The sequence below is a fragment of the Arthrobacter sp. AIWTK1 genome (genome assembly GCF_056680535.1).
Map to the genome: position 1 here is coordinate 2,800,240 of NZ_CM155287.1, position 16,463 is coordinate 2,816,702.

Sequence of the window (16,463 nt, forward strand, 5' to 3'; positions counted from 1 at the left end):
TTCCTGGGCGGTGGTTGTCATGAGGAAATCCTTTGCATGGAATGGGTGGGGGCTGACGCGTGGTCGTCGTCGGCCCGGTAGTGGGCGCCCACGGAGACCGTGCGGTTCCGGGCGGCCTCCACCAGCAGCCGCGCGGCCAGCAGCAGGTTGCGGTCTTCGTGCTCACGCGGGTCCGCGGGTTCAGTGGAGCTGATTGAGTCCGCCCACCGGGCCAGCTGCACTGCCGCGGCGTCGAGTTCCGCCCCCGTGCGCAGCACCCCGGCTGCACTAGTCATCAACCGCCCCAGAGCATCCCGGGAAAACGGCCCGGGATCAGGCACAGTCATAACACCACCTTCGGGCGCCGCCGCTGAGACTGCTTCCCCGGCGAGGTCGCGCGACAGTGCTGCGGAAGTGTGCGTCAAGGGGAGGCCGCCAGCGGCCGACACAGCACGCGGAGGAACGGCGTCGCACGACGCCGCAGGCCAGTCACTCGACGGTTCAGCACTGAGGAAAGACTCAACGGCACGCCGCCCGAAAACCAACCCTTCGAGCAACGAGTTGCTGGCCAGCCGGTTGGCGCCCTGGGCGCCGGTGCAGGCAACTTCGCCCGCCGCGAAGAGTCCCGGGACGGTAGTCCGTCCGCCCAGGTCGGTTGACACGCCGCCCATCCAGTAGTGGGCAGCCGGAGACACCGGCAGCGGTTCCGCGGTCCAGTCGTAGCCCGCTGCTGCCGTGGCAGCACTGATGGTGGGAAAGCGCCGCGCCAGGAAGCCGGAGCCTCGGGCGGCTTCAATGCCCCGGGCATCCAGGAACACCGGACTGTCCGACGGCGCGCCGGTCCGGGCCAGATGCAGCGCGATGCTGCGGGAGACCACGTCGCGGGGAGCGAGGTCGGCGTCGGGATGATAGTCCGGCATGAAGCGGTGGCCGTCGGCATCCAGCAGCACCGCGCCTTCGCCGCGGACGGCTTCGGAGACCAGCAGGGGCGGCGGTCCGCCTGCCGTTTCCGGCATTGCCATGGTGGTGGGGTGGAACTGGAAGAATTCGAGGTCGCCCACGGCAGCGCCTGCGCGCCAGGCCAGCGCCAGTCCGTCCGCCGTGGCCACCGATGGGTTGCTGGTGCGCGCGAAGATCCTGCCCGCGCCGCCGGTGGCGAGCAGCACGCCCTCCGCCGGGAGGTTCTTCAGTTCGCCGTTCTGCAGGTAGTTCACGCCGGTCACCCGGCCGTCCGCCGTCGTCAGTTCCGTGACGAAGGCTCCGGTTTCCAGACGGAGCCGGCCGGAAACCGCCCGTTCCAGGACGGCGGCAATCAGTCCGCGGGCAATGCGGGCGCCGGTGGCGTCCCCGCCGGCGTGCAGGATGCGCGGCGCGGAGTGGGCAGCTTCCAGCCCCAGTGCGGTGTCCCCCTGCGCGTCGGCGTCGAAGGTGACGCCATAGCGCTGCAGCCCGGCAATGTCCCGTACGGCCTCCGCGCACAGGATCCGCACGGCCTCGATGTTGTTCAGGCCCGCCCCGGCTGCCAACGTATCGGCGACGTGGGCCTCCACGGTGTCGCCGGGGGCGGCTTCGCCGGGTTCCAGCACTGCCGACACGCCGCCCTGCGCGTAGAAGGTGTTGCTGTGCTCCAGCTGACCCTTGCTCAGCAGGACCACGTCCGCTGCGGAGCCCGCTTCGGCGTCGGCCGCCAGCAGCGCCGCGTAGAGTCCCGCAATTCCGCTGCCCACCACCACCAGGCGGCGGCGCTGCGTCACATCTTCGTGTGCGCCGTTGCGGGCCACACCGGGCGTGGTCACGGCCGCGCCGCCAGCATCCGCTCGAGGGCCACCCGCGCCGGCACTGCAACATCGTCATCCACGGTGACGCGGTTCAGGGTTTCGCCGTTGACCAGCGCCTCCAGCACCCAGGCGAGGTAGCCCGGGTGGATCCGGTACATGGTGGAACACGGGCAAATCACCGGGTCCAGGCAGAAGATGGTGTGCTGGGGGTACTCCGCGGCGAGCCGATTGACCATGTTGATCTCGGTGCCGATGGCAAACGTGGTCGGTTCCGTGGCCGCGGCGATGGCCTTCCTGATGAAGTCGGTGGATCCGGCGGAATCGGCGGCGTCCACAACCTCCATGGGGCACTCGGGGTGCACGATCACGTTAACGCCCGGGAATTCGGCGCGGGCTTTCTCGATCTGCCCCACGTTGAAGCGCTTGTGCACCGAGCAGAAGCCGTGCCAGAGGATCACGCGGGAATCGAGCAGGGTCTGTTCGTCATTGCCGCCGAGGTCCTTGCGCGGGTTCCACATGGGCATCTGCTCCATCTGCACGCCCATGGCCTTGGCGGTGTTGCGGCCCAGGTGCTGGTCCGGGAAGAACAGGACCCGCTGGCCGCGCTGGAAGGCCCATTCGAGAACCGTGGCCGCGTTGGAGGATGTGCAGACGATGCCGCCGTGCTCGCCGCAGAAGCCCTTGAGCGCCGCGGAGGAATTCATGTAGGTGACCGGGATGACCGGAACCCGGCCGTCGGCGTCGGGCTCGGTGCCGTAGAGCTCTTCCAGCTGCTCCCAGCACTCGGTCACGGAGTCGATGTCCGCCATGTCCGCCATGGAGCAGCCGGCGGCGAGGTTCGGCAGGATGACCGCCTGGTCGGGCTTGGAGAGGATGTCCGCCGTCTCGGCCATGAAGTGGACGCCGCAGAAGATGATGGCCTCGGCGTCCGGCCTGGTGAGCGCTGCGTTGGCCAGCTGGAAGGAGTCGCCCACGAAGTCGGCGTACTCAATAACCTCGTCCCGCTGGTAGAAGTGCCCCAGGATAACGGCTTTGTCGCCGAGGGCGGCTTTGGCCGCCCGGATCCGAACGTCCAGTTCGGCGTCGCTGGCCTTCTTGTATTCCTCCGGCAACTGACCCTGGCGCGGCGTGGCGGCAGGGGCCACGTCAGCGCTGGAGGCACCCGGACCGTAGGCGGGCACACCGGCGAGGGCTTCGGCGAGGTCGTAGTCCCACGGCCCGCGGGCCAATGCCGGGCTGCAGGTCGCAGCGCCTGTTGCAGTGCCTGCGGCACTGCTGGCGGCCTGTTCGCGAGTGATCAACTGGATTGCCGTGTTGACGCTGCTCATGGTGTGCTCCTGTTATCTGGGTCAAGGCCGGGGCGGCCGGTAAAGCGGTAGAGGCGGGGAGGGCGGTGTTTTCCGCCCTGCAGGTATTCGCCGGTTTCTTCGATTTCCGGTGTGGACTTGAGCTGGCGGCGGAAATTCGCCGGATCCAGCTCACGGTCCAGGACGGCTTCGTAGACTTCCCTGACCTGGGCCAGGGTGAAGTACTCCCCCAGCAGGTGGTAGGCCACCGAACCGTAGGCCAGCTTGTTCCGCAGGCGCCCGAGGGCGTAGTCCACGATCGCATTGTGGTCGAACGCCAGGTCTCCCAGCCGGTCCGCCCGGAACCACCTGACGTTTTCGGACTCGTCGGCGAGCGCGGCTTCCGTGGGCTGGACCAGCGCCCAGTACACGATGGATACCACGCGCTGGGTCGGAGAGCGGTGGAGGCCGCCGAAGGCGTAGAGCTGCTCCAAATAGTTCGGGGACAGCCCTGTGGTTTCCCGCAGGTTCCGCGATGCCGCGTCCTGGAGGGATTCAGCGTGGGTCAGCGGACCGCCGGGCAGCGCCCAGAGGTCCTTGAACGGCTCACGGATGCGGCGCACCAGCGGCAGCCACAGTGTGGGACGCCCGGACGTCTCGCTGGGGCGGAGGGCGAAGATGACCGTGGAAATGGCGAGCGACGGCGGCGCGGACTGCCGCTCGGCAACGTTGGCAGAGCTTGTGTACACGGCGGTTCACCCCGCTTTCCTCGCGCCTGGCGGCGCCTCTGGGCTTCGTCCGGCGTCCCGCCCCGGGGCGCTCCGGCTAGTTATAGTCAACATGACTAGAACTAATGGTACGACTGCCGGGCTCCCAGGCAAAATGCTTCAGGTCACATTGCGGCGGCGGCTTCGAGCAGCGGCAGCGTACGGCCTTGGAAGTGGGTGTTCAGCACGATCACGGACGAGGACCTCAGCACCGTCTTTGTGGCGATCATGGCATCCAGAACCCGCTGCAGGTCAGGGTTGGACCGTGCCACGATCCGTGCCATCAGGTCCGAGCTGCCGGAAACGGTGTGGATCTCCGTGAGTTCAGGAATGCGGGCCAGCGCTTCGACCACCGCGTCATGGCCCAGGTCCTGGTTGATGGTGAGCGAACAGAACGCCACCACGGGGTAGCCGAAGTGGGACGGGTCCGGCTGGGGTACCCACGAGCCGATCACCCCGCCGGCGCTCATCCGGTCCAGCCGGGACTGGACCGTGGCGCGGGCAATCTTCAGGACCCGCGCGGCTTCGAGCACGGATGCCCTGGGCGAATCCGTGAAGAATCGGACAATTTTGGCGTCCATGGCGTCCACATTCATCGATTTACCTCTCGGGTCCGGCGTCACAGCTTACAAATCGCCGGAAGAGACGGTAATAGGCCTGCAAACTGCCACCATGTTCTCATGAAACCCGCGCGAAGAGGCCTGTGCGGGGCGGTAAATTCGATATGTCCCAAAAGGACCAACCACCGACCACAAGAAGGTTCGCAAGCATGACGATGAAGTCCACCGCCGAGCGCCCATCCACATCCCTCGGCCACAGCATGAAACCCCGCCAGCTCACCATGATGGGGCTGGGAAGCGCCATCGGGGCCGGACTCTTTCTCGGCTCGGGGGCGGGCGTCCAGGCCGCCGGGCCGGCCGTACTGATCTCGTACCTCGTAGCCGGCACGCTGATCATCCTGGTTATGTGGGCCCTGGGCGAGATGGCCGCAGCCAACCCCAACAGCGGGGCCTTCTCCGTATACGCGGAGAAAGCCATGGGCCGGACGGCCGGGGCAACCGTGGGCTGGCTCTGGTGGCTGCAGCTGGTGGTGGTCATTGCCGCCGAGGCACTTGGCGCGGCAGCCCTGCTATTCACGGTGTGGCCGGTGGTTCCCGTCTGGGCGCTGTCCCTGGTGTTCATGGCCCTCTTCACCGCGATCAACCTTGCGGGCGTGAACAACTTCGGGGAATTCGAGTTCTGGTTCGCGATCCTCAAGGTGGCCGCAATCCTGATCTTCCTTGGCATCGGGACAGCCCTGCTGCTGGGCCTTCTGCCGGACGCGCCCAGCCCGGGAATGAGCAACATCACCGGCAACTTCGCCCCGGCAGGCCTCGGTGGAATTGCCACCGCTCTCTTCGTGGTGATCTTCGCCTTCGGCGGCACCGAAATCGTGAGCGTCGCTGCCGCCGAGACCGAGAACCCGCGCCACAGCGTGCTCCAGGCCATCCGCACGGTGCTATGGCGCATCCTCGTGTTCTACGTCGGATCCGTCTTTGTCATTGCGGCCGTCCTGCCTGCGACCTCCGAAGCCCTGGCCTCACCATTCGCCGGCGTCCTCGACGCCGCCCGCATTCCGGGAGCCGGCACGGCCATCACCCTCGTGGCGGTTGTCGCACTCCTGTCCGCGCTCAACGCCAACCTTTACGGCTCGTCCCGGATGATCTATTCCCTGGCCCAACGCGGCGAGGCCCCGCGGTTCCTGTCGAAGCTGAACAAGGCCAGGGTGCCGATGGTCGCCGTCGGTGTATCAGTGGCTTTCGGCTTCATTGCGGCGGTCCTGGAACTGCTTTTCCCGGACCAGATCCTGCCGGCGCTTTTCCAGCTGGTCGGCTCAACCTGTCTGATGGTCTGGGGCTCTGCCCTTGTCTCCCAGCTGATCCTGCGCCGCAGGGCGGACCGCGAAGGCATCGAGCTCCCGCTGCGGATGAAGGGCTTCCCGGGCCTGACGATCTTCGGGCTGGTCCTGCTGGCACTGATCTTTGCCGTAGGCTTCAGCAGCGCGGAGAGCAGCCGCCAGCTCTTCAGCACCATCGCCCTGGTGGCCGGGATTGCCGCCGCCTGCCGGATCGGCGCCAAAGTGGCAGCGTCGCGCCAAGCCGGCGTCACCAAGTAGGGAACCCGGCAAGCAGCCCAACCAGGTCGCAGTTAATGTCGTTATGAGCCCTCGTAACGACATTAACTGCTACCCAGTTGGGCGGGTCGGCTGACGGACCCAAGTCTGCGCTGCTGTACAAATTGCCGAGCAGCCCAGCAGCACCCGTGGCAGCTTTCGTCAATCTGGCTAGTGCATCATGAACTGATTGCCCAGCGTTTTGCGGGTGACTAGGGTCACAGCTATGGATAACACGCCTTCCCCGGCCACCGGCAGCGGCGCTGGTCAACTGCCGGGACCACTTTCCCGCCAGCTGTCCGGCGCGCCGGCCGAACCGCTGACCGATGACCAGCTCCGTGAACTGTATTCCCTGATGGTGGCGGTCCGGCACCTGGACACCTCGGCGATCGCCTGGCAGCGGCAGGGACTCATCCCCGGCTACGCCCCCGAGTTGGGCCAGGAGGCCGCCCAGGTGGGCAGCGGCTACGCCGTGGACACCACCCGGGACTTCGTCTTCCCCACCTACCGCGAAATGGGCGTTGCCCGCGCCATGGGAGTGGACATGGTGGCCTATATGTCCACGCACAAGGCAACGTGGCACGGCGGACTCTATAACCCCCTTGAATCCCGGCTGGCACCGATCCAGGCCGTTGTGGGCGGATCCGTGCTCCACGCCGTGGGCTGGGCCCACGGTCAGACCCTGTCCGGCCTCGCCGGGACAAACACTGACGGCACCGCCGGCGTCGCGATGACGTATTTTGGCGACGGCGCCTCCTCGCAGGGTGACGTCCACGAAGCCATGAATTTCGCGGCCGTCATGAGGGCGCCTGTGGTCTTCTTTGTCCAGAACAACGGCTGGGCCATCTCGGTTCCCACCGAACGCCAGGTGGCAGGCGGCTCCGTGGCGGCCCGCGCCGCCGGGTACGGCATGCCGGCGCTGCAGATCGACGGGAACGACGTCGTAGCGGTGGTCGAAGCGACCCGGCGCGCCTTCGCGCACGCCCGGGCGGGCAACGGCCCCGTCCTCATCGAGGCAATGACCTACCGCCGCGGCCCGCACTCCACCTCCGATGATCCCGGCCGGTACCGTTCGCTCAACGACGAGCGCGACGACGCCGGGGAAGACCCGGTGGAACGGTTCCGGAAGAGGCTGCTCGCCGACGGGGTTGCGGACGAGTCGTTCTTCGCCGAAGCCCTGGCAGCCGCCAAAACCGAAGAAGAACACATCCGGGCCGGCATCCAGGCCCTCGGCCCCCGACCCGGCATGGAAATGTTCGATCTGGTCTTCCAGGAAACCACGCCTGCACTGCAGGCCCAGGCCGCCACCTGGCGCGAGGAGTCCGAGCATGTCTAACGCCATCCTAGAAAGCGGGGCCGCCATGGCCGACCGGACTCCACGCCACGGAGTTGAAGAGATTTCCATGCAGCAGGCCCTGAACCTGGCCCTTGACGAGGTGCTGGCCGAGAACCCGAAAACGCTGGTCTTCGGTGAGGACTGCGGCCGGCTGGGCGGCGTGTTCCGCATTACGGACGGCCTCCAGGCGAAATACGGCACCGGCCGGGTGTTTGACACCCCGCTTGCCGAGTCCGGCATCCTGGGCATGTCCGCGGGCCTGGCCATGGCCGGCTTCCACCCGATCCCCGAGGTCCAGTTCGACGGCTTCGCCTATCCTGCCATCAACCAGATCGTCTGCCAGATCGCACGGATGAACTACCGCAGCCGCGGCACCATGCCGATGCCCGTCACGCTGCGTGTTCCCAGCTTCGGGGGCATCCGCGCCCCCGAGCACCATGGCGAAAGCCTCGAGGCGCTCTTCGCCCACGTACCGGGCCTGAAGGTGGTTTCGCCGTCAAACCCGCACGAGGCCTACCACCTGCTCAAGTACGCGGCCACGCGGCCGGACCCGGTGATCTTCATGGAGCCGAAGTCCCGCTACTGGCAGAAGGGCGAGGTCACGTTCGACTCCGCCGACCCTGCCGGCTCTGCCGCCGGCGGGCCGCCCACCGGCGCGAAGGTCGTGCGCGAAGGCCGGCACGTCACCCTCATCGCCTGGGGCGCCATGGTGGCCCGCTGCCTGCAGGTGGCCGGCCTCGCCGCCGAGGACGGAATCGACGTCGAGGTCCTGGACCTGCGCTGGCTCAAGCCGATCGACGCAGCCGCCCTGGCTGCGTCCGTGCGGAAGACGCGGCGCGCCGTCGTCGTCCATGAGGCACCGCTGACCTCCGGCTTGGGCGCCGAAGTGGCCCAATTGATCACGCAGAGCTGCTTCGACACCCTCAGGGCCCCGGTGGAGCGGATCACTGGCTTCGATGTCCCCTATCCCTCCGGCGACCTCGAAGACGAATACATCCCGAACATTGACCGGATCCTCTTTGGCATCCAGCGAGTATTGGAGTACCGCCGTGGCTGAAATTTCCTTCCCGCTTCCCGATCTCGGCGAGGGCCTGATCGAGGCGACCGTGCTGGAATGGCTGGTTTCACCCGGTGACCAGGTGGAGCGGAACCAGCCGCTCGTTGAGGTGGAGACCACCAAATCAGCTGTTGAACTGCCCAGTCCGCAGGCAGGTAAAGTGGTGCGTATCCACGGCGGGCCCGGTGACAAGATCAATGTCGGCGAGCCCCTGATTGTGTTTGAGGTGCCGGACAACACTGCCGGCATCGTGGGCACGGTCCCGAAGGAAGAGGCACCGAAGCGCCGGGTCCGCCTGAGCGCCGTACTTGATGAGGACTGACACCATGAGCGGCAGGCACACCGGCGAGCAGCACCACCACACCGTGGAAGGTACCGACCCCCAGCTTTACGTGGAGGTGCACGAGCCGGAAACCGACGCCGGGCTGCGGCCCGTCCTGCTGCTGCACGGATTTTCCTCCTCCACCAAGCTCAACTGGCAGGACACCGGCTGGCTGGCCGCGCTGCTGGAAGCCGGCCGGCGCGTCATCACCGTGGACCTCCCCGGCCACGGCCGCAGCGGCGCCCCGGAAGACATGGACTCGTACAGCCCCAGCAGGATCCGCGCGGACCTCCTGCAGGTGGCGTTCGACGCCGGCGTTCGTCCTTTGCGGGACGGCGATCCCGCCAGCGGGCTCGATGTGATCGGCTATTCCCTGGGGTCCCGCCTCGCCTGGGAATTCGGCGCTACCCAGCCGGAGCTGGTTCACCGGCTGGTGCTTGGCGGACCCAACATCGCTGACCCGTTGGCGGCCTTTGACCTGGTGGCCGCCCAGCGATACCTGGCAGACGGCACACCCATCGCGGACGAGTCCACGTCCGGCCTGCTGAAGATGGCCCTGGGGCTGCCCAGCAACAATGTCTTTGCGCTGTTGTCGCTGGTGGAAGCGATCAAGGGCGAGCCCTTCGATCCGGCCGAAGCCGTCCCGCACATGCCCATGCTGCTTGTGGCCGGGGAGAAGGACGACCGCGCCGCAACCATGCCCGAGCTCGCTGAACTGGGGGCCAAAACAGGGGCGCTCGTGGAGCAACTGCTGATTCCGGGCCGCAACCACAGCAACGTGATCACCAGCAGGGCGTTCAAGCAGGCAGCAACGGAGTTTCTGGGGGTTTAGCTCCGGACCCTCCCCGAGGACGCTGTCAGACTGCCGGACCGGTTGCGACCGGAAGGCCCGCGCCTGCCAGGTAGTTGGTGATGACGCTGGTAAACACTTCTTCCGGCCTCTCGGGGTGGTGCTGTCCGGTGAGTGCGCCGGCCAGCAGCGATCGCCCCGTATGCCTACGACGTGGCTGAGGCCGGCGGCGTCCCGGCGATCGGCGCCCATCTGCAGCCGACCGAACCCAGCACCGCCTACCCCCTGTGCTTCTCGGGACCGGCCGCAGCCTGGGGCCGGCAGGAAACAAGCTGCTCGGTTCACTGATATCCGCGGGAAAGGCGCCCTACGACGCCCCGAGCGCCCGAATCCGTCAGGTGCTCGGCCTGCCCAAAATGGCCCGGTCTGTGTCCGAACGTGCCCGAAGGAAAGCAAACCGTCCCGTTCTCCACGGGATCAGCCCTACCGTATTTCCGCGCACTGCGGACTGGCGATCCGGTCTCGCCATGACCGGCTACTGGTGGCCGGGAGCCGAACCGGGCTGGCAACCTCCTGCGGAGCTGGTCGACTTCCTCGCGGACGGACCGCCCCCGGTCTTCATCGGCTTTGGTAGCAGCGCGGCACTGGACGCCGCCATCATGCTCGCGGCGGTGCACCGCGCGGGCGTGCGCGCCGGTGTGCCGACGGTCAGCGTCCCGATCTATACTGACCAACCGTTCTGGGCCGCGCGGATCACAGCCCTCGGCGCGGGCCCGCAACCGCTCCCCTACAAGGAACTCACCACCGAACGGCTGGCCAACGCCATCACGCAGGCCACTACGGCTCGGGCCTACACCGCGCGTGCACGCCAACTGTCGGCAGCCCTCTCAACCGAAGATGGAACCGCGCCTGTCGCAGCAGTGCTCCGGTCCGCTTCAAAGCCGATCTAGCATTTCCCAAGGAAATGAGACACCGCCGGGGGCCCGGATCGCCGCCGATATGCTGTAAGCCAAACAAATGATGGGGGGATAGGTGGGAGTCTCTTCCGACAGCCCGATGACTTTGGAACCGAAGCTTCGTCGATATCCGCCATTTGTACGGTTCTGGCTGGCCTCAACAGTGTCCGATTTTGGCACCTATATAACTTCCGTGGCCCTGTCGGTCCTGATTCTGGTGACGATGAACGGAACAGCACTTGACCAAGGCATAGTAAATGCTGCGCGATGGGCGCCGTACATACTTTTCGGTCTTGTGGCGGGAGTGTGGATTGACCGGCTTCCCCGCCGGACAGTTCTTATCAGCGGGGACCTCGGCCGCGGCCTGATACTCGCAGGCGTGGCCTTGGCATCGGCAGCTGGCGTACTTTCCGTTCCGGTCTTGGTGATCCTGATATTTGCCTTTGGAACACTGGCGCTGACAAGTGACGCCGCGCATCAGAGCTTCCTTCCGCAACTGGTTCCCAGGACCTTACTGACCAAGGCCAATGCCCGGCTGCAGCAAAGCGATACCGTGGCACAAACCACCGGAGGTGCAGTAGCAGGCGGTCTGGTCACACTGGTGACAGCTCCCTTCGCTTTGTTGCTGGATGCCGCCTCGTACCTCCTCTCAGCAGCGGTCCTCGTTACTCTGGAGCGGCCGTCCCAGGCTCCAGTTCGAAGCGGACAGCCACTTCACCGGAAGGTCGCCGAGGGTCTTCGCTGGGTCTACGGGCATCCTCACCTGACGCCCCTGGCGTCGAGCACCCATATCTGGTTTGTCGGCTCATCAATCCTCGGGACCGTCCTACCGGCTGTGATTCTGAACGAACTTGGTTTGGGCGCCGTCGGCCTCGGCTTGGTCATGGGGTGTTCCGGAGTTGGTGATGACCATCGGCACAACACTTTCCACCCGGCTGGGCCACCGGTGGGGTACGGGCAGAACCATGGTTATTGCACGTGTAGCCCAGCCCGTCGCCATCGCGTTAGTGGCCCTCGCGGCCATCGTCGCCGGTGGGACACGCACGGGAGAATCGTATGCCTCACCGTTGCAGTGGACCGGGGACATATGGGCCGCTACAGCTTTAGTGGGCACAGGGCAGTTGTTCTTCGGCGCGGCCATGGGCGTCGAAAGCCCTTTGGAAATGGGATACTGCCAAGCTGTCACCCCGGACAGCCTTATCGCCCGAATGAGTGCCACGATGCGTTCGGTGAACCGTGGAATGATCGTCATCGGCGCCCCGCTGGGCGGGCTTCTAGCCACAATGGTGGGCGCCGGCACCGCGCTCTGGGCCTCCGTCGCAGTTCTACTGCTGGCATCCATGGTGCTCCTTTGCTCCAGGTTCCGAAGCGCGCGGATCGAGGATCAACAACTAACCGACGAAGAAGCACTCTCGCACTGAACACCGGCCGGGCCAACGGCTCTGCGAGCGCAACAAAACGACGGCGGTGGAACAGCGTCCGGGCACAAGAACGGCGGGCGCGGACCATGGTGGTCCGCGCCCGCCGTCGTGCTTGCAAGGTCGCCTGCTTCAGCCAGCCGCTAGTGGTGGCTGCTGACGCCCAGCGGGCGGCCCTTGGTTTCCCCGGCCAGGAGCACACCGACTGCGGAAATGACGCACAGGATCATGATGTAGATGCCGATGGAGCCGGTCCACTTGGTGGCCTGCATCAGCGACTCCGCAATGGTGGCCGCGAACGCACCGCCCAGGATCGCACCGAAGGCGTAACCGATGGAAATGCCCGAGTAGCGGACGTTGGCCGGGAACATCTCGGCGTACATGGCGGACATCGGGCCGTAGGACAGCCCCAGGCCGACGGTCAGCACGAAGAGTGCCACGCCGTAAAGCATGATGTTCTTGGTGTCGATCAGGGCGAACATCGGGATCATCCAGGCGAACACGATGCCGTAGCCGATGAGGAACGTCTTGACCCGGCCGATCTTGTCGGAGAGCCAGCCGCCCACGAGCGTGAAGATCAACCAGCCGAAGGACGCGAGGGTGGTGGCCAGCAGGATCTCGGCGACCGGCATCTTCAGCGTCTTGGTGGCGTAGGAGATGAAGAACGCGATCAGCAGGTAGCCGGCCGCGTTATTGCCGATGAAGATCATGGTGGAGTAGAGCACGGATTTCTTGTGGAATTTGATCAGCTGTCCGAGCGGGGCCTTGGCCTTCTCCTTGCGCTCGATCATCTCCTTGAAGACCGGGCTTTCGGCCACCGCACGGCGGATGAGGTAGCCCACCACGATCAGCACGATGGACAGCAGGAACGGTACGCGCCAGCCCCACGCGCCGAAGGCTTCCTTGGACATGCTGGTGTTGAGGAAGTACAGGAGGCCCGTTGCCAGGATCATGCCGACGGGAACGCCGATCTGCGGGTAGGCCCCGAAGAGGCCCCGCTTGCTCTTGGGAGCGTGCTCCACAGCCATCAGGGCCGCACCGCCCCATTCACCGCCGGCGGAGAACCCCTGGATGATGCGGAGCAGGATCAGCAGGATCGGAGCCCAGACACCGATGTCCTTGTAGGTCGGCAGCATGCCGATCAGTGCCGTGGCGGCACCCATCATGATGAGGGTGAAGACCAGCATGGCCTTGCGGCCCAGGCGGTCGCCCAAGTGGCCGGCGATGACGGCGCCGAGCGGGCGGAACAGGAAGCTGATCCCGATCAGCGCGAAGGACAGGATTTGCGCAAGGCCGGGATTCGAGGCCTGCAGCGGGGTGAGGAACAGCGGTGACAGCAGCGTCGCTGTCAACTGGGCGAAGATGAAGAAGTCGTACCACTCGATGGTGGTGCCGACCAGCGTGCCTGCGAGGACCTTGCGTTCCTCGTGCTTGCTGCTGGGGCCCGCCTCTGAATCGACGTGTGAAGTTGCGGTCATTGGAACTCCGTGGCTGTGGGCAGTACCGAACGTGCTACTACCGAATGTGGAATGACGTCGAGCGAATTACCGATCGAACGGTCAGTTGGTATGAGGATACTCGAATGTGTGACAAAGCGCACTATTCTTTTGGTTCCCCCTGTCGCCGGACTCTTGGACGGCGGCAGCGGGACCCCGGCAGGCGGGACGGTCAGTCCTGCCTGTTGAGGAATTCGCGGACCCTGGCCCGGACCGGCTCCCGGTCGTAGCTGTTGACGAGGGCACCGGCCATCCGGACGGGATCACCGAAGAAGAAGTACTCATAAAGGGACTGCCGGCCCGAAAAGCCGGAGATGGAGGCATCAAAGGCAAGCTTGAACAGGCGGACGCGCTCCGGGCCGGTGAGCGTTTTGCCTTGCAGGTACATGTCGATGTCCCCCCGGGCCGCACTGTTGAGGTCGGCCTCGCCGGGGAGCGCCATCAGCCCTGACGCCGAGAACTTCCGGATGATCTGCGGGAAGCGCTGCGCAATCTTGGGGTACCAGTTCCTGGCGGCGTTCAGCGTGGTCCACTTGGGCAGCATCACGCCGGCGTCGTTGAGGGCCGCGTCCGCTTCCGACGCACGGATCAGCGCCTTGCCGATCTCGACGTCGATGATCAGTTCCGCGATGTCCTCCTGGATGTGCTGGAAGCCGTCGATTCCGATGGATTCTGCCAACTCTGACGCCAGGCCGAGGAAGAACTCGCTCTTGGCGATGGTCCGGGTGACCACCTGGTGCGTCATGAGGGCGCCCGCGCCGGTTTCCGTGTAGAAAGCGTTGCAGAGCTGCGGGTGGCCGAGCATGAATATCCGCTCGCTCGGCACGAAAACGTTGTCGAAGATGGCCACGGCGTCCATTTCCTCGTAGCGCGAGGCAAGGGGTTCGTCGTGGGTGCTCCCGCCGTTGTACAGCGAGGCGCGGCAGAGGTAGCGCAGGCCCGGAGCATCATTGGGGATGGCGAAGGCGTACGAATACGGGGCGTCCTCCGGGGTGCCACGCAGCACGGTTGAGGGAAACACCAGGAGCTCGTCGGCAATGGGGGCGATCGTGGCCAGCATGCGCGCGCCGCTGATCACAATGCCGTCGTCCCGCTCCTCGACGATGCGTGCCGACAACTGGCCGCCCATCTGTTCGGAGCCAGAGACGGAGCGGTTGACCTGCGGCGGGATGAGCGTGTGCGTCGCCAGTACGTCGTTCTCCCGGGCCCATTCGTAGTAGTTGCGGATGTTCTCGCCGAACGTGGGGTCGGCCTGGGAGAACCACTTTTCAGCGGTACCCAGCGCGGTCAGGGAGGAATTCATGTAATCGCCCGAGCGGCCCAGAAAGCCGTTGGACGATTCGGCCCAGGTGGAAATGGCCCTGCGCCGGCGCTGGAGGTCTTCAATGGTCCTGGGAACCAGGAAGGAAGCGTTCACGAGGTCGCCCGTGGAGGGCGACGTGTACGTCAGCGCCTCCTGGAACGCGGGGTCGTGCTGCATATCGAAGAGTTTTGCGTAGGATCTGGCCACGTTGCGGAACGCTGGGTGCTCAGCGATTTTTTCACTGACCACTTCCCCGTCGATCACCACGTGGGGCGTCATGGAGTTCAGTTTGTCCAGGTACTGCCTGCCGGTACGGATGCCCATTGTTCTTTTCTCCAGTCGTCGTTGAGCTGCAGGTGCTTCTGCTGAGGAGGCGTGGGGCTAGAGCAGGTCCTCCATCCCCAGCTGGCTTTCCGGGATGGTGGTGTAGGTGCCGTTCGCGAACGCCAGGGCGTCGCCGCTGCGGTAGTCGAAGTTCACCACTTCCCCGAGATACAGGGTGTGGTCGCCGCCGTCGTATTCAGCCCAGGGGGTGCACTCGAAGTACGCGAGGACACCGGCCAGGCGGGGGGCCGTGCCGCCTTCCACCCACCGGGGTTCCGGCCCGGGCCAGCCGGCGAAATGCGTGGCAAGGTACCGCTGTTCGGCGCCCAGGATGTTCACCGCAAACGGACGGCCCGAGAGTTCGTCGTGCGCCCTGGCCGTCCGGGCAATGCTGACCAGGACCAGTGGCGGCTCCATGGACACGGACGTGAACGAATTGACGGTGATGCCGTGCCGCCGGGTGGCGCCATCGAAGGTCACGATCGCGACGCCGGTGGCGAACCTCCCGAGGCTCCCGCGGAAATGATGGGCCCGCGGGGCCGACGTACTGCCCGCTCCGTGGGCCTCCCCCGGGCGGGGCTTGGCAATCATCATTGATCCCTTGGATGGTCTGCTGTGTAGTCGATCACTGGGAGGGTTATTCTTAAATGTTCTATAGTTGAACATATAGTTCCCATATGGAACGCTAGCCCAAAGTGAGTTGCAACACAAGACCCCCGGGGCGGAGCGCCCCTGATCCCGGCCTAGGATGGACAGCATGACTCAGACCGCCGGCGCCGGCACGCAGGCCGCGACCGCCCAGGCTTCACCATCGCAGACCCTGTCACGCGGAATCCGCGCGCTGGAAATCCTGGCGGAAGCCGGGCAGCCCCTCACTATCGCCGAACTTGCCGATGCCATGGGCGTCCACCGCTCCGTGGCCTACCGGATCCTGCGCACGCTGGAGGATCATTCACTCCTGGTCCGGGACGACGCCGGCAAGGTCCAGCCCGGCCCGGGCCTGGCGGTCCTGGCCCGCGGGGTTTCACGCAACCTGCAGTCCGCGGCCCTGCCTGAGCTCACCCAGCTTGCCAACACCCTGAACATGACTGCCTTCGTTGCGGTGTGGGACCACCAGGACTGCATCACGCTGGTGACGGTGGAGCCCAGGCACTCGGCGGCCACAGTGGTCCAGCACCCCGGTTCACGGCACCCGATCAGCGCCGGCGCCCCGGGCATCGCCATCCAGTCTGCCCTCACGGAACAGGAGTGGAACCGGCTGGCGCCGGACATCCCCTACCGGCCCGAGGCAGCCGAAGCGCGTAAACGCGGCTACGCGGCGAGCCACGATGAAGTCATTGCCGGGGTGTCATCATTGGCGGCCCCCATCAACGTGCCGGGCGGCCGTCCGGCGTCGGTCGCGGTCGTCTACATCCGCTCAACGCAGGACGCGGCTGAAGTGGCAGCAGCCCTGGCGTCGAGCGCCGCACGTATCGAGAAGCAACTGCTGTAGGGCACTG

16 protein-coding genes and 1 pseudogene are annotated in these 16,463 nt (G+C 65.9%); 10 read left to right on the plus strand and 7 right to left on the minus strand.

All coding sequences use genetic code 11. The features are described 5' to 3' along the window. Positions 1–17: 17 nt before the first annotated feature. The 4 genes from AC1MDG_RS12895 to AC1MDG_RS12910 all read right to left on the minus strand — a co-directional run bounded on the left by AC1MDG_RS12895 (position 18) and on the right by AC1MDG_RS12910 (position 4,406). On the minus strand, positions 18–1,775 hold the full coding sequence (locus AC1MDG_RS12895) for an L-aspartate oxidase (protein WP_479804270.1): 1,758 nt from the start codon (positions 1,773–1,775) through the stop codon (positions 18–20). Beyond that, positions 1,772–3,085, minus strand: a complete 1,314-nt coding sequence (gene nadA / locus AC1MDG_RS12900) for a quinolinate synthase NadA (protein ID WP_479804272.1) — start codon at positions 3,083–3,085, stop codon at positions 1,772–1,774. The genes AC1MDG_RS12895 and nadA overlap by 4 nt, the downstream gene beginning before the upstream one ends. Further along, complete coding sequence (locus tag AC1MDG_RS12905) at positions 3,082–3,792, minus strand: NUDIX hydrolase (protein WP_479804274.1); 711 nt, start codon at positions 3,790–3,792, stop codon at positions 3,082–3,084. The genes nadA and AC1MDG_RS12905 overlap by 4 nt, the downstream gene beginning before the upstream one ends. 143 nt (positions 3,793–3,935) lie before the next feature. Beyond that, complete coding sequence (locus AC1MDG_RS12910; RefSeq protein ID WP_479804276.1) at positions 3,936–4,406, minus strand: Lrp/AsnC family transcriptional regulator; 471 nt, start codon at positions 4,404–4,406, stop codon at positions 3,936–3,938. Positions 4,407–4,579: 173 nt separating this feature from the next. Here AC1MDG_RS12910 and AC1MDG_RS12915 point away from each other — a divergent pair, with 173 nt between their 5' ends. The 9 genes and pseudogenes from AC1MDG_RS12915 to AC1MDG_RS12955 all read left to right on the plus strand — a co-directional run bounded on the left by AC1MDG_RS12915 (position 4,580) and on the right by AC1MDG_RS12955 (position 11,844). Then, positions 4,580–5,965: an amino acid permease gene (locus tag AC1MDG_RS12915; protein ID WP_479804278.1), complete on the plus strand. Its 1,386-nt coding sequence runs from the start codon at positions 4,580–4,582 to the stop codon at positions 5,963–5,965. Positions 5,966–6,317: 352 nt separating this feature from the next. Further along, positions 6,318–7,298, plus strand: coding sequence for a thiamine pyrophosphate-dependent enzyme (locus AC1MDG_RS12920; RefSeq protein WP_479809095.1), 981 nt, complete (start codon positions 6,318–6,320; stop codon positions 7,296–7,298). 25 nt (positions 7,299–7,323) lie between these two features. Further along, complete coding sequence (locus AC1MDG_RS12925) at positions 7,324–8,355, plus strand: alpha-ketoacid dehydrogenase subunit beta (RefSeq protein WP_479809096.1); 1,032 nt, start codon at positions 7,324–7,326, stop codon at positions 8,353–8,355. Then, on the plus strand, positions 8,348–8,677 hold the full coding sequence (locus AC1MDG_RS12930; RefSeq protein ID WP_043482513.1) for a biotin/lipoyl-containing protein: 330 nt from the start codon (positions 8,348–8,350) through the stop codon (positions 8,675–8,677). The genes AC1MDG_RS12925 and AC1MDG_RS12930 overlap by 8 nt, the downstream gene beginning before the upstream one ends. 4 nt (positions 8,678–8,681) lie before the next feature. Beyond that, positions 8,682–9,509, plus strand: coding sequence for an alpha/beta fold hydrolase (locus AC1MDG_RS12935; protein WP_479804280.1), 828 nt, complete (start codon positions 8,682–8,684; stop codon positions 9,507–9,509). A gap of 132 nt (positions 9,510–9,641) precedes the next feature. Then, complete coding sequence (locus AC1MDG_RS12940; protein ID WP_479804282.1) at positions 9,642–9,815, plus strand: hypothetical protein; 174 nt, start codon at positions 9,642–9,644, stop codon at positions 9,813–9,815. A 179-nt stretch (positions 9,816–9,994) separates the two neighbouring features. Then, positions 9,995–10,417: a glycosyltransferase gene (locus AC1MDG_RS12945; protein WP_479804284.1), complete on the plus strand. Its 423-nt coding sequence runs from the start codon at positions 9,995–9,997 to the stop codon at positions 10,415–10,417. Positions 10,418–10,523: 106 nt separating this feature from the next. Continuing rightward, positions 10,524–11,267: pseudogene (locus tag AC1MDG_RS12950) on the plus strand (MFS transporter); the annotation flags it as partial. Positions 11,268–11,328: 61 nt separating this feature from the next. After that, positions 11,329–11,844 (plus strand): hypothetical protein, encoded by a 516-nt coding sequence (locus AC1MDG_RS12955; protein WP_479804286.1) that lies wholly within the window; start codon positions 11,329–11,331, stop codon positions 11,842–11,844. A 140-nt stretch (positions 11,845–11,984) separates the two neighbouring features. Here the strand turns inward: AC1MDG_RS12955 and AC1MDG_RS12960 are convergent, their stop codons facing one another. The 3 genes from AC1MDG_RS12960 to AC1MDG_RS12970 all read right to left on the minus strand — a co-directional run bounded on the left by AC1MDG_RS12960 (position 11,985) and on the right by AC1MDG_RS12970 (position 15,555). Beyond that, the gene (locus AC1MDG_RS12960; protein ID WP_043482523.1) at positions 11,985–13,319 is read right to left on the minus strand and encodes an MFS transporter; all 1,335 of its coding nucleotides are present in this window, start codon (positions 13,317–13,319) and stop codon (positions 11,985–11,987) included. 190 nt (positions 13,320–13,509) lie between these two features. Beyond that, a complete protein-coding gene (gene hpaB, locus AC1MDG_RS12965) occupies positions 13,510–14,964 on the minus strand; it encodes a 4-hydroxyphenylacetate 3-monooxygenase, oxygenase component (RefSeq protein ID WP_479804288.1) in 1,455 nt (484 codons plus the stop codon). Positions 14,965–15,021: 57 nt separating this feature from the next. Further along, entirely contained in the window at positions 15,022–15,555 is a 534-nt protein-coding gene (locus AC1MDG_RS12970; RefSeq protein WP_479809097.1) for a flavin reductase family protein, read from the minus strand. 166 nt (positions 15,556–15,721) lie between these two features. On the opposite strand from AC1MDG_RS12970, the gene AC1MDG_RS12975 reads away from it, so the two are divergent. After that, positions 15,722–16,456, plus strand: coding sequence for an IclR family transcriptional regulator (locus AC1MDG_RS12975; protein WP_479804290.1), 735 nt, complete (start codon positions 15,722–15,724; stop codon positions 16,454–16,456). Positions 16,457–16,463 lie beyond the last annotated feature (7 nt).

Excerpts from the sequence above, each read along its gene's own strand:
- nadA (WP_479804272.1), bottom strand. The coding sequence starts at position 3,085 with ATGAGCAGCGTCAACACGGCAATCCAGTTGATCACTCGCGAACAGGCC.
- AC1MDG_RS12910 (WP_479804276.1), bottom strand. The coding sequence starts at position 4,406 with ATGAATGTGGACGCCATGGACGCCAAAATTGTCCGATTCTTCACGGAT.
- AC1MDG_RS12915 (WP_479804278.1), top strand. The coding sequence starts at position 4,580 with ATGACGATGAAGTCCACCGCCGAGCGCCCATCCACATCCCTCGGCCAC.
- AC1MDG_RS12920 (WP_479809095.1), top strand. The coding sequence starts at position 6,318 with ATGGTGGCGGTCCGGCACCTGGACACCTCGGCGATCGCCTGGCAGCGG.
- AC1MDG_RS12925 (WP_479809096.1), top strand. The coding sequence starts at position 7,324 with ATGGCCGACCGGACTCCACGCCACGGAGTTGAAGAGATTTCCATGCAG.
- AC1MDG_RS12935 (WP_479804280.1), top strand. The coding sequence starts at position 8,682 with ATGAGCGGCAGGCACACCGGCGAGCAGCACCACCACACCGTGGAAGGT.
- AC1MDG_RS12945 (WP_479804284.1), top strand. The coding sequence starts at position 9,995 with ATGACCGGCTACTGGTGGCCGGGAGCCGAACCGGGCTGGCAACCTCCT.
- AC1MDG_RS12955 (WP_479804286.1), top strand. The coding sequence starts at position 11,329 with ATGACCATCGGCACAACACTTTCCACCCGGCTGGGCCACCGGTGGGGT.
- AC1MDG_RS12960 (WP_043482523.1), bottom strand. The coding sequence starts at position 13,319 with ATGACCGCAACTTCACACGTCGATTCAGAGGCGGGCCCCAGCAGCAAG.
- hpaB (WP_479804288.1), bottom strand. The coding sequence starts at position 14,964 with ATGGGCATCCGTACCGGCAGGCAGTACCTGGACAAACTGAACTCCATG.
- AC1MDG_RS12970 (WP_479809097.1), bottom strand. The coding sequence starts at position 15,555 with ATGATTGCCAAGCCCCGCCCGGGGGAGGCCCACGGAGCGGGCAGTACG.
- AC1MDG_RS12975 (WP_479804290.1), top strand. The coding sequence starts at position 15,722 with ATGACTCAGACCGCCGGCGCCGGCACGCAGGCCGCGACCGCCCAGGCT.